Origin of the sequence: Candidatus Binatus sp., from assembly GCF_036567905.1 — a bacterium.
Lineage (GTDB): Bacteria > Desulfobacterota > Binatia > Binatales > Binataceae > Binatus.
In genome coordinates this window covers 1-12,459 of record NZ_DATCTO010000043.1, presented here as the reverse complement: position 1 = coordinate 12,459, position 12,459 = coordinate 1, and the positions used below count along the sequence as shown (strand labels likewise).

Genomic DNA, 12,459 nt, shown 5'->3' with positions numbered 1-12,459 from the left:
CGGCCGGCGGTTAATTTTCTTCAGATGAATTTTTCGCCGCCGCTGGGCGCAGTGGTCCCCGAGACGGCGAGCAACTTTCTGGCGTATGCGCCCTCGCGATTCATCTCAGTAGCCGACGGCGATCGGTTTGCCGCGATGGCTTCGAATTTTGGCAAACCGGCCGGAACGTTTACCTGGAACGGGCACTATTACCATTACGTGGTGACCAGCACGCTGCCATGCTTCCCGCCTCCGCCCGAGCGGCTTGCCGAGGACGTCCGTCCTCCAGGCTTCTAGATCATTTTGCTTTTTCGGTTGCGGGTAGCGTCACGGGTGCATAGCGTCGCGGCAAGAGCGCTCCGAAGGGGAGCCGGGATTTCGCGCGTTGGAGAATGAAGCGCCGGATCGCGCGGCGGGCTTCGCTGGGGTTGGCGCAGATCTGGGAACATCCCGCATTTATGAGCTCGGTCGACTGGTGTAACGCTGCCTCCCCGCCTGCAATGATCGTCACGCGAGGCGAAATGGATCTTAAAGCCACCACCAGTTCCAGCGTGGCCCGCAAACAGTCGGCGGTTATGCACGAGATGAAGACGAAGTCCGGCGTGAACCGTTTGACCAGATCGGAAATCTCGTCCGGTGATTTATTCTCTCCGGTAAAGGTTGCGACCACGCCTTCTTGGCGTAGCAGCTCGAGCAACATCATCAACCCCAGGAAGTGCAGCTCGCCGGGCGCCAACACGCCCAGCACTCGCACGCTCGGAGAAATGCGCGGTTTGATGAACCTGTTTCCAAGTTCAGCAATCAGTTGATGGGTTGTATCGATGATGAGCCGCTGGTTCTCGTCACTGATATGGCCTTCCGCGCGCTCGTTACCCATCAGTAGCAGCGCCGGCGCAATCACCTCGTCAAAGGTTCGCTCCAGGCCATTCTCATCGCAATAGCGGATAGCAACATCTCTCGCGCCTGACGGGTTGAGTTCAAGCAGCAAGCGGTAGAAGTCGTGGTAGTCGTCGAGAACGCGGTTTGCCCCGAGCAGAACCGAGAGAAACCCCAGCGGAGGGATAAAGTCGCCCGCAACCTTAAGACAAGCTGTCAACGGCGTCGAAAGCAGCAGCCCGGGTATTCCCCACAGCCAATACCAGTACATCGCCGATATCAGCAACGCCACCGGAGAGACGTCAATCCCATGCCCGATGATAAATGGTTCGGCAAACTGCGCCGCAACCTGATCGATAATCACAAAGCCGCCAAGTATCTCGAGCGCTTTGCTCCATCCGGGAAACAACGCAAAGGCGACTAGCGCCGGCAGCAGCGCCGAGCTGATCGCGCCGACATATGGAATGAACCGCAACAGGAATGCGAGCAGACCCCACAGCGGGGCGCTCGGCAGCCCGAGAAACCAGGCTATGGTTCCGGCGGCGATGCCGTACGCGAGATTGATCGCCGAAAAAAGCAGCAGGTAACGGCCGACGGTGTAACCCGCGGTTTCTATCGCTTGCGCTGCGATCGGAATTCTTCCGCGTGCCGCGAGCCGGACAAATCGATCGCGCAAATCCTTTCGGCTGTAAAGCAGAAAAAACAGCAGCATGATGATGAGCAGCGTCTTGAGCATGCCATCGACGATCGGAATAACCGGCCTCAGGCTGTCGCTGAGAGAGGTCGGAACCGGGATAGCCATCACTTCATGGGGCTGGCGGGGGGCAGGATTGGTGCTTGCCACGCGACGCTGAACGTCGGAAACCGCATCCTTGATGTGCTGGAGCCATGGGGGCGTGGTTTTTTCAAGCGCCGCCAATTTGTTTCCGATATTGTCCGAGTATCCAGCGACCTGGTCGGCAACAGTAGTCAGTTCAATAGTCAGAAAATACCCAATCGCCGAAATAGCGCCGATTACCACTAGTACTACTAGTGCGGCGCTTATGAGGCGCCCGAAGTAGCGCTCGAGGCGGGTTGCGGCGGGACTGAAGACCACGCTCAGAATCAGTGCTATCGCCAGCGGAAGCAGGACCGATCTGCCCAGATACAAAGCGCCGGTAGCGATGATCAGTGCGCAAACCGGTCCGGCAACCCATAGCAGCGCGAAACTATCGTCACTTTCGCCGTACGGTTGCTCTGCTTGCTTTTCGATTTCCGCCACTACCATTCACCCCGACCTTGCCGAGCTCCGGCCGCTGCTCTACGCCGGCGCCTATTTTACGCCCCAGCCCAGCCGGTTGGATATCTTGAACTATAATCGCGCCGCTGCCGAAACTCGCCGATTCAGCCGAACCATCCGCACCTTAGCGTGCCCGCGGTAACCACTGTTCCCGTTTCAACCTCGCTTTCGCTCATCAGCGCCGGGATGATCAAAATGGTTTCCGCGCGTTTGGAACATCTCGCACAGGAAGAGGCTTATGAAAATCAAATACTCATTCAAACTAATCATACCGGCGATGCTATTCGGTATGGTCTTGTCGGTTCCTGCTTTCGCTCAGGACGGCAATACGACAGCAAGCCAGTCGATGCATCAGGCTGGCGACAAGGTCGAGGAGGTTGGCTCCGATACCGCCGCGGCCGCGAAGGACGCATATCACGGAACCAAGCGTTTTATTGAAGACACGACGATCACCGCCGAGGTCAAGACCGCGTTGGCGCGCGATAAGAACGTTAGTTCCTCCGGAATACATGTCACCACCACCACCGGCGTCGTCACTCTGAAGGGCAACGTGTCTTCGCCCGAGATGGCGCAGCATGCCGCGCAGGTGGCGGGACAAACCGACGGCGTCGTGCGCGTTAACAACCAACTTATGGTGGTTACCTCAGCGAACACCGACTAGCTGAACTATCTACTATGATAGCCGCCGCCGATTTGCGTGCCGATGCCGCGAGTTTGGCGGCGGCATCGATCGCATCCAACACCAAAGGCGTGGCCGGCGTTGAAGCTAACCTGACTGGGCGATAGCCGCGCGGGGGTACTCAGTCCTTCTATTTCCCCGCGACCCGCGACGATCCTTCATCGCCGCAGGAGAGGGATGACTTCCCTGGCGAACTGCTCGTTCTGTGCTTCGCGCTCGGCCGGAGAGGAAACGATGTCCACGTTGACATCGCGGATTCCCGCTTTGACGAACTCATCGATTCGCGCGGCGACATCGGCCGGCTTCCCCACGGCGGCGTAACGCCTGGCGGGCTCGCGGAAATCCATCGCGTAGCGCTTGCTCAGATACTCCGCCGCGACGTCGAGCGCATCTTCGTAGCTTGGCCCAAGCCGCACGAACAAATGCAGCGCCGTGCCGAAACGCTCGAACTTGCGCCCGGCCTTTTCCGCCTCGCGCGCGATGAACTCCAGGCCCTCGCCGACCCGCTTGGGCGTCACCACGTATGGCATCCATCCGTCGCCCAGCCGCGCCGCGCGTCTCAGCGCGGCTTGCGCTCGTCCCCCCACCCACACGGGAGGTCCGCCGGGAGTGCGCGGCTTCGGCAACATCGTAATTTTCCCGAAGCTGAAATACTTGCCGTGGTAGTCGACCGGTTCTCCAGTCCACAGGCGCTTGATTATTTCGATTCCCTCGTTTGCGCGCCCGCCGCGTTGTTTGAGCGGGACGCCGCACGCCTCGTACTCGCGCGGAAATTCACCGCCGACCCCGACGCCGAAAATGAAATGTCCCGCGCCCATGAGGCGGTCCACCGTCGCGACCATCTTGGCCACCGTCGTGGGGTGACGCAGCGGCAACAGGTAAATGCTGGTGCCGAAAATCAGGCTCGGGTTCAGCGCGGACAAGTAGGTCAACTGGGTCAGCGGGTCGTCGATCGGTCCCATGAACGCAACGTGATCTCCCGCCCAGATGCTTTCGTAGCCCCATTGCGACAGCGAATTGACAGTCCTGCGCGCGTGCTCGCGATCGGCCGCCGTCGCCAGCACGCCAAACCTGACTTTGGAATTCAGCGGTAGAGCATCGCTCATGTTCGCACCCCGATGTGCATCCTCAAACCGATCGAATCGCGCCGCCGTCCACCCGAATCAAAGAACCGGTCACGTAGGCCGCCAGCGGGCTGGCCAAAAACGCCGCGACCGCCCCGAATTCTGCGGGCGTGCCGAGCCGTCCGACCGGAATCGACTGCGCGTTTCGCTTGATTGCTTCCTCGATGGAAATGTTCTGGCGTTCCGCAGCCGCGCGGCTGAGCTGTACCGTACGATCGGTCGCGATCGGGCCCGGCAGAAGAGTGTTGACAGTAATCCCGTCGCGTGCGATCTCCGTCGCCAGCGTCTTGGCCCAGCCGACGATCGCGCTGCGCAGCGTATTCGACACTCCGATCGTGGCGATCGGCTCGACCACGCTCATCGAGGCCACGTTCAGGATTCGGCCCCATTTTCGCGCGCGCATGTCCCCAATCAGCAAATCCGTTATTCGAAACAACGGCAGCACCATCGCCTGGAACTGCTCCTCCCAGACTTTGGCCGGCACGCCGGCCACGCCCGACGGCGGCGGGCCGCCGGAATTGTTGAGCAGGATGTCGATCGCTCCGAGCTGTTTGCGCGCCGCGTTGGCGGCATCCTCGATGCTTGCCCAATTCGCGAGGTCCGCCGCAAATCCGATCGCCTTGGCGCCGCGCGACGTGATTTCGGAAACCGCGCGATCCAGCCCTTCCTGGCCGCGTGCTACCAGCGCGACCGCAACGCCCTCGGCCGCGAGCGCGTCGGCCACGCCGCGTCCGAGTCCCTTGCTGCCGCCAAGAATCAGCGCCGTTTTTCCTTTGAGTTGAAGATCCATTTTTCACTTCACCGGGCTTCGATCGTTATGTGAATTGTTGTAGCGAATCTCGTGCGCTTTGGCATCATGCCGGCCTTGCGTGGCCACGTCGCGACGCGCCTAATGTCGGCGGTGATGGAATCGTTTGACGTTGTGATCGTGGGCGCCGGAGCGGCCGGGCTGATGTGCGCGATTACGGCGGGGCAGCGCGGCCGGCGGGTACTGCTGCTGGAGCATAATGATCAGCCGGGCGCCAAGATTCTCATCTCGGGCGGCGGCCGCTGCAATTTCACCAATCTCGAAACAGCGCCGGAGCGCTTTCTTTCCGCCAACCCGCATTTCTGCAAGTCCGCGCTCAGCCGTTACACGCAGCGCGATTTTATCGCACTCGTCGAACGCCATCGCATTGCCTATCACGAGAAGACTCTCGGCCAGCTGTTTTGCGACGGATCGGCGCGCGAGATTCTCGCGATGCTGCTGGCGGAGTGCGCGGCCGCCGGCGTCGATTTGCGCACCGGGCACAGCGTCGCCGAAATAACCCGCGCCGATCGCTTTCGCATCGAGACCAACCAAGCCGGCTTCGTCGCGCCGGCTTTGGTGCTCGCGACCGGCGGACTCTCAATTCCAAAGATGGGCGCGACCGGCTTCGCTTACGAGATCGCGCGGCGCTTCGATCTGGCGGTCATCGAGCCGCGCCCCGGCCTGGTGCCGTTGAAAGTCGCCGGCCAGACGCTCGAACTTTGCCGAACCCTTGCCGGCGTTTCGGTGGACGCGGTGGCCTCATGCGGCCGCGACAGTTTTCGCGAAAACATTTTATTCACGCACCGCGGTCTTTCAGGCCCAGCAATTTTGCAGATTTCGTCGTACTGGCGGGATGGCGCCACGCTCTCGCTCAACCTTGCGCCTTCATTGGATATCGAAAGCTTCCTCGCGGACCGAAAGCGCACGCGGCCCAAGGCCGAACTGAAAACCGTACTGGCCGAGGTGATTCCGACTCGCCTGGCGCATGCTCTTGCCGGCGCCGCGGCGTCCAATCTTCCGATCGCGAATATCCCGGACCGCAGCCTTTCCGAACTGGCGGATCGGCTGAGGCGATGGCAGCTCAAGCCAACGGGTTCCGAGGGATGGGCCAAAGCCGAGGTGACAGTCGGCGGAATCGACACCGCCGCGCTGTCTTCGAAGACCATGGAGGCTCGCGCCGTCCCCGGCCTGTACGCGATCGGCGAAGCGGTGGACGTAACCGGATGGCTGGGCGGCTACAATTTCCAGTGGGCGTGGTCGAGCGGATGGTGCGCGGGCAACGCCGTCTGATCAATCGGGAATTTTCGTCATTCCCCTTGAGTAGGCAAGTAATCTAACATCACATTTCTAATCGCGCGGATAAGTCCGGAGGTCTTGATGGATTCAGCGGGAGCGAAAATCGGCGCGGGCGCTGCCGCTGCCGCGCATAGCTCCGAGCCATTGCCTCTCAGGATCAAGCTTCTCTACGGCGCCCCCAGTTTTGCCGGCGCCGCTATGGTCATCCCGATCTTCATCCACATGCCGAAGTTCTATGCCGACGTGGTGCTGGTGCCGCTGGGGTACCTGGCGATGGCAATCGCGATCGCGCGTTCGCTCGACGCTCTGAGCGATCCTCTGATGGGCTGGATCTCCGATCACACGCACACGCGCCTTGGCCGGCGCAGGCCCTACATGCTGTTTGGCGCTCCGCTTTGCGGCGTGGCTTTTTTCGCCCTGCTGAATCCGCCGGCGTCGTTCACCGGCGGCCGCGCGGCGATTTGGTTCGGCGTGACGTTCATTCTCTACTTCGTATTTCACACCATCTATGTTCTGCCGCACTACGCGCTCGGCCCGGAACTCACCCAGAATTATCACGAGCGCTCGAGCCTGTTCGCGTGGCGCGAGTCTTTCTCCATCCTCGGAACGATCGTGGCGGCCGCAGCCCCCGGCGTCATGATGCAGGCGTTCCACATGACCGAGCGGCAGGTGTTCTTCCGGCTCGGAATCTTCTTCGGCGTCGTGCTCAGTGTGCTCTACGGCTTGCTGGTGCTGACCGTGAAGGAGCGCCCCGATTTCGTTACCCGCGAATCGAATCCGCTGGTGCCCGGCGTCAGGCGAGCGCTGCGCAACCGCCCGTTTGCGATTCTGCTCGGCAGCTACGTCGTGGCCAGTATCAGCGGCGCGATTCCGGCCACGATGATGCCGTTCTTCAACGCCTACGTGATCCGGCCGCGCAATCCGACTTTCTGGCTCTCGATGCTGCTGCTGGGTTACTTTGCATTCGCATTTGTGTCGGTGCCGATCTGGCTTGCGATTGCGCGCAGAGTCGGGAAGCTCAACGCGTATCTTGCCAGCTTTTTTCTGAGCATCACCGGCGGCGGTGCGATGTTCCTGCTCGGGCCCGGCGACACCTGGTGGCTGCTGGTGCTGATTTGCTGGGCCGGTATCGGACTCGGCGCCGGCTTGTTCCTGACCCCCTCGATGCAGGCCGACGTAATCGACTACGACGAGCTCTACACCGGCAAGCGGCGCGAAGCGCAGTACACCGCGTTCTGGTCGATGCTCCCCAAGTTCGTCGCGATTCCCAGCGCCGCCATTCCCATCGCGGTGCTTGCCTCACTCGGCTATATACCCAACGCCGTACAGGCGCCTCGGGTCGTCTTCGCGATCAGGGCGATTTTCGCGCTGGGCCCCGCGGCTTGCTCGATGCTGTCATTCCTGATCGCGCGCAGGTTCCCGATGACGGAGGCGATCCACAACACGATCCTCGAAGGCATCGCGCGTCACGAACGCGGCCACGCAGCATTCGATCCGATGACTGGCCTGATGGTGCCGGCGCCCAAAGCCGGCCACGACGACGATGTCGGCTGGTTCCTCGACTACTTCTCCATCGGCGAGTTGAAGCGCTATCTCGCCAGGGGCGCTTCGCAGCCGGTGCGCGACGTGCTCACCGTGGCTGCGGTGTCGATTGGAGTCTCGGCGCTCTCGGTCATCTATGTGCTGCGTCGCGTCAGCTCGCTGCGCACCGATCCCGGCGCGATAACTTCGCTGATCGTGGTGACCGCGGGGCTGGCGTTCGCGATATTCGTTTTTCACCTGATGCGCCTTGGACCTGCGCGCCGGCTTGCGGCGGGTGAGGTGCCGGCCGAGGCCATCCGCGCCCATCTCGGCCAGGTCGTCGAAGCTCTGAGAGAGGGCGCCCCCATCGCCGTGGCCGCATCCGGTGTCGCGGACCGCGGCTAGTTGATAAGAAATGATCCTCCCTGTGCCGGATGCCAGCGAGAATCGCTGACGCGGGAATTCGTCTGGAGTAAAAACCTATGCGAAAAATATCCTATCGCGTGCGCCCGGAGACCGCCGTGCTGACCAGGGGCTTTGACCCGAAGTTGTCGGTCGGCTCGGCCAGACCGCCGGTGTATCGCAGCTCAACCTTCGTCTTTCCAAGTCCGGAGGCGGCTGAGCGTGCGTTCGGAATTGTGCTTGGAAAAATCCATCCGCTGGGCAACGATCGTCCCGACCTGATCTATGCGCGCCTGAACCATCCCAACGCCGAAATCCTCGAGCAACAACTCGTGCCGCTCGAGCGCGGCGCCAACGCCGCGGCCGTCTTCAATTCCGGCCTGGCCGCAATCTTCAGCGTGATACTCGCGTTTCTGGAGCGCGGCGGTTCGCTCATCTACACGCAGCCTCTCTATGGCGGAACCCAGCACTTGATCCACCAGATAATCGAACCGCTCGGTTTCGACGCGCGCGGGGTGCCCGCGGGTAATACCAGGGCGCTGACGGAGGCGATTGAACAGGCGAACAACCTGAACCTCGTTCTGATCGAGACTCCCGCCAATCCCACCCTCGTGATGACCGATATCGCGCAAGCCGCCGCCGCAGTGCGCCGAAAGCCCAAGCGCCCCTTGCTCGCCATCGACAACACTCTGCTTGGCCCGACCTTTCAGCATCCGCTGATTCACGGCGCGGACCTCGCGATTTACTCGGCGACAAAGTTCCTCGGCGGATTCAGCGACTTGCTGGCCGGCGCGGTGCTGGCCATCGATCCTGAATTGATCCAGACCCTGACCGGGCTTCGCGCGCTGCTCGGCAACATCCTGCAGGCTGACGAATGCTGGATGCTCGATTCGCGGCTTTCGACCGTCGCGCTGCGGATGAACCGGCAAAGCAAGAACGCACAGCGAATCGCCGAGCAGTTGGCCAGGCATCCACGCGTCAAACGCCTCCTCTACCCGTCGCTGTTCACCGACCCCGCCCAGATAAAGATTCGCGACGCGCAAACCGACTACCCGGGCTCGCTGATGACGTTGGAGGTTGAGGGCGGCAAGACCGGCGCCTTCGAATTCCTGCGCCGTTTGAAAATCGCCAAGAACGCCGTCAGCCTGGGCGGCGTCGAAACTCTCGTATGCCATCCGATGACGACCACCCACAGCGAGCTGTCGCCCGAGGAATTCTCAGTCGCCGGAATCAACGACGCGATGGTCCGCATCTCGGTCGGTACCGAGCATTGGCGCGATCTGCTGGACGAATTCACCCGCGCCCTGGGTTGATCCACCGCCCGCTGCGGATCCTCATTCGCCTGTGTCATCCCGAGCGGAGTCGAGGGAACCCGGATCTTTTTCTGAATTCCTGTCCGTCATCCTGAGTTCTCCGCCCCTCCGCCGCTCGCGATGGCAACCCGCCCTTACTCGATGCTCGAATTCGGACGATAATAAGCAAAACCTCAGAAGGACTTCACCTTGGCAAATTCACGCTATGACCTTGTCGTAATCGGCTCCGGACCCGGCGGATACGTCGCTGCAATTCGCGCCAGCCAGCTCAAAATGCGCGTCGCCGTCATCGAGCGCGACCGCCCCGGCGGCGTGTGCCTCAACTGGGGATGTATCCCGTCCAAGGCGCTGCTGAACTCCGCCGCTGCGATGGACACGATTCGCGGCGCGTCCAAGGAACACGGCATCGAGGTCGGCGAGGTTCGTTTCGATTTCAAGAAAGTGATCGCGCGCTCGCGCGCCGCCGCCGAAAAGCTCTCCAAGGGCGTGCTCTACCTGCTCAAGAAAAACAACATCGATTACTTCGAGGCCGACGCGGCCGTAACCGGCCCGCACTCCGTCGTGCTGGCGCAGGTCGAAGGCAAGCCCGCGCCGCAAGCCGCCGCGCTCGAAGGCGAGCGCATTCTAATCGCGGCCGGCTCGGGCGAACGGCTGTTCCCGGGAATGAAGGTCGGCGACGGCGTGATTACCAGCAAGGAGGCGCTGGTGCTGGACACGATGCCCGCGAGCGTCGTCATCATCGGCGCCGGCGCGATCGGACTCGAGTTCGGCTATTTCTACAGCGCGTTCGGCGCCAAGGTGACGATCGTCGAGCTGGAAAAGCAGATGCTCCCCGGCTTTGACGCGGAAGTCGCCGAAGAGCTGCGCCGCGCGTTCGTCAAGCGCAAAGTGACCGTGATGCTCGGGCATGGCTACAAGTCGATGGCGCGCAAGGGCAATCTGTGGTCGGTCGCGGTAACGGCCGATGGCGCCGAAAAATCGATCGACGCTGAGGTCGTGCTGGTGGCAGTCGGGCGCAACCCGCTCAGTCGGAACATCGGACTCGAAAAAATTGGCGTCGAGCTCGAACGCGGCGGCTTTATCAAGATAAACGACTCGTTCCAGACCACCGTCCCGAGCATCTATTCGATCGGCGACGTCGTCCGTCCGCCGCTGCTCGCGCACAAGGCCAGCGCTGAAGGCATCGCCGCGGTCGAAATCATGGCGGGCGTGCGCGAACCCGGCTTCGACCTGCTCGCGATCCCCGGATGCATCTACTGCGAGCCCGAAGTCGCGACGGTGGGACTGAGCGAAGCCGACGCCAAGGCGCGCGGCATCGAAGTGAAGGTCGGCAAGTTTCCGTTTCGCGCGATCGGAAAAGCGGTTGCGATCGGCGAGACCGCGGGCTTCGTGAAAATCGTCGCGACCAGGCAGTACGGCGAAGTGATCGGATGCCAGATAATCGGACACGCCGCCACCGACATCATTTCCGAAGTCGTGCTGGGCAAAACGCTCGAGACCACCGTTACCGAAATCGGCAAGACCGCGCATCCGCATCCCACGATGTCCGAGGCGATCATGCAAGCGGCTTTGGCCGCCGACGGCGAAGCGATAGACTTCTGACAATGGACGCGCGCGGAGCACTCACCGTCGCCGATTTGGGCGTGCTCGATTACGACGCCGCGCTTGCGATCCAAACCGCGATGCTCGCGGCGCGGCTCGACGGCACGATCGGCGATACGCTCCTGATGATGGAGCATCCGCATGTCTTCACCCTGGGCCGCGGCGCGGACGAGCGCTTTATCGTCGGCAATCCGGCGAGCGTGCCGATTCGGCGGGTCTCGCGCGGCGGGCAGGTGACCTACCACGGCCCCGGACAACTGATCGGTTATCCGATTCTCAAACTCGAAGGGCGCGACCGCGACGTTACGAAGTATCTTCGAGAGCTCGAGGCGGCGATGATCGACGCGCTCGCAAAATTCGGCATCGACGCCGCCCGCCGCGACGCGATGACCGGCGTCTGGGTTGGGTCGCGGAAGATCGCGTCGATCGGCGTCGGCCTCCGACGCTGGACCACCTGGCACGGCTTCGCACTGAACGTATCCACCGATCTCAGCTTTTTCGATTCGATCGTGCCCTGCGGTATCGCGGGATGCCGCATGACTTCAATCTGCGAGCTGACGAAGCGCGCGGTGTCGATCCGCGAGTTCGCCGGGGTGATGCGCGAGAGCTTCCGCCGCGTGTTCGGTTACGATGAAATAGTTCTCGCCGGCCCGTCGCAGACAGCGCAGGCGCCGCAGCTGATGGCTGGCGATGGTTGAACGAAAACATCCCGACTGGATTAAGGTTCGCGCACCGGTGTCGCCCGAGTACTTTCGCACCAAGGCGATCCTCGGCGGGCTCAAGCTGCATTCCGTCTGCCAGGAGGCGTGCTGCCCGAACATCGGCGAATGCTTTTCGCATCGCACGGCCACCTTCATCCTGATGGGCGACGTGTGCACGCGCAACTGTCCGTACTGCGCAATTGCGCACGGCAAAGTTCGTCCGCTGGATTCCGATGAACCGCGGCGAATCGCGCAGGCGGTGGAGCGCCTTGGACTGCAACATGTAGTCGTCACCTCGGTCGATCGCGACGATCTGGCCGACGGCGGCGCGGCGCATTTCGCGGCCACGGCGCATGCAATCAAAGCGCTGCCTGCGCAAGCGCGGGTCGAAGTGCTGGTGCCGGACTTCCAGGGATCGATCGCCAGCGTCGAGACGGTGGTGCGCTCGCCAATCGACATCTACAACCACAATATCGAGACGGTGCCGAGTCTTTATCGCACGGTGCGGCCGGGCGGAAATTACGCTCGATCGCTTGACCTCATCCGCCATGCGAAAGACTCCGCGCGCCAGCTCGGCAAGCCGATGTTCACCAAGGCGGGCGTGATGCTCGGGCTGGGCGAGACCAACGGCGAGCTGCTCGATGTAATCCGCGATTTGCGCAGGGTAGGGTGCGACATCCTGACGCTCGGGCAGTATCTGCGGCCGTCGGCGCAGCACATTGCCGTGGCCAGGTACGTGCCGCCGGCGGAGTTCGCGGAGTTGAAGACGGCCGCGCTCGCGATGGGCTTCCATCACGTCGAGTCAGGGCCGTTGGTGCGCAGCTCGTACCACGCGTGGCAACACGTCAACGTAGAGAAGCCTGGCGCGCGGGCCTGAAAAGAGCAGCGCGCTGCGGA

General features: G+C 62.1%; 11 protein-coding genes. 8 read left to right on the top strand and 3 right to left on the bottom strand.

From position 1 onward, the window contains the following. The first annotated feature begins 24 nt into the window (after positions 1-24). Complete coding sequence (locus VIO10_RS06855) at positions 25-276, top strand: hypothetical protein (RefSeq protein WP_331961330.1); 252 nt, start codon at positions 25-27, stop codon at positions 274-276. Between the two features lies 1 nt (position 277). Here VIO10_RS06855 and VIO10_RS06850 read toward each other — a convergent pair whose 3' ends face one another. Then, positions 278-2,122 (bottom strand): AI-2E family transporter, encoded by a 1,845-nt coding sequence (locus VIO10_RS06850; protein ID WP_331961327.1) that lies wholly within the window; start codon positions 2,120-2,122, stop codon positions 278-280. Positions 2,123-2,372: 250 nt separating this feature from the next. Between VIO10_RS06850 and VIO10_RS06845 the strand changes: the two genes are divergently transcribed. Next, positions 2,373-2,795 carry a BON domain-containing protein gene (locus VIO10_RS06845; RefSeq protein WP_331961324.1) on the top strand — a complete coding sequence of 141 codons (423 nt, stop codon included), beginning with the start codon at positions 2,373-2,375 and terminating at the stop codon, positions 2,793-2,795. A gap of 176 nt (positions 2,796-2,971) precedes the next feature. Here VIO10_RS06845 and VIO10_RS06840 read toward each other — a convergent pair whose 3' ends face one another. Beyond that, a complete protein-coding gene (locus VIO10_RS06840) occupies positions 2,972-3,919 on the bottom strand; it encodes an LLM class flavin-dependent oxidoreductase (protein ID WP_331961321.1) in 948 nt (315 codons plus the stop codon). A gap of 22 nt (positions 3,920-3,941) precedes the next feature. Beyond that, positions 3,942-4,727: an SDR family oxidoreductase gene (locus VIO10_RS06835; RefSeq protein WP_331961318.1), complete on the bottom strand. Its 786-nt coding sequence runs from the start codon at positions 4,725-4,727 to the stop codon at positions 3,942-3,944. A 102-nt stretch (positions 4,728-4,829) separates the two neighbouring features. On the opposite strand from VIO10_RS06835, the gene VIO10_RS06830 reads away from it, so the two are divergent. The 6 genes from VIO10_RS06830 to lipA all read left to right on the top strand — a co-directional run bounded on the left by VIO10_RS06830 (position 4,830) and on the right by lipA (position 12,439). Continuing rightward, a complete protein-coding gene (locus tag VIO10_RS06830) occupies positions 4,830-6,017 on the top strand; it encodes an NAD(P)/FAD-dependent oxidoreductase (RefSeq protein ID WP_349259231.1) in 1,188 nt (395 codons plus the stop codon). Between the two features lie 87 nt (positions 6,018-6,104). After that, on the top strand, positions 6,105-7,949 hold the full coding sequence (locus VIO10_RS06825) for an MFS transporter (RefSeq protein WP_331961312.1): 1,845 nt from the start codon (positions 6,105-6,107) through the stop codon (positions 7,947-7,949). Positions 7,950-8,026: 77 nt separating this feature from the next. Next, positions 8,027-9,259: a trans-sulfuration enzyme family protein gene (locus VIO10_RS06820; protein ID WP_331961309.1), complete on the top strand. Its 1,233-nt coding sequence runs from the start codon at positions 8,027-8,029 to the stop codon at positions 9,257-9,259. A 189-nt stretch (positions 9,260-9,448) separates the two neighbouring features. Beyond that, the gene (gene lpdA, locus VIO10_RS06815) at positions 9,449-10,861 is read left to right on the top strand and encodes a dihydrolipoyl dehydrogenase (protein WP_331961306.1); all 1,413 of its coding nucleotides are present in this window, start codon (positions 9,449-9,451) and stop codon (positions 10,859-10,861) included. A 2-nt stretch (positions 10,862-10,863) separates the two neighbouring features. Beyond that, complete coding sequence (lipB, locus tag VIO10_RS06810) at positions 10,864-11,559, top strand: lipoyl(octanoyl) transferase LipB (protein ID WP_331961303.1); 696 nt, start codon at positions 10,864-10,866, stop codon at positions 11,557-11,559. Beyond that, positions 11,552-12,439: a lipoyl synthase gene (lipA, locus tag VIO10_RS06805; protein ID WP_331961300.1), complete on the top strand. Its 888-nt coding sequence runs from the start codon at positions 11,552-11,554 to the stop codon at positions 12,437-12,439. The genes lipB and lipA overlap by 8 nt, the downstream gene beginning before the upstream one ends. Positions 12,440-12,459 lie beyond the last annotated feature (20 nt).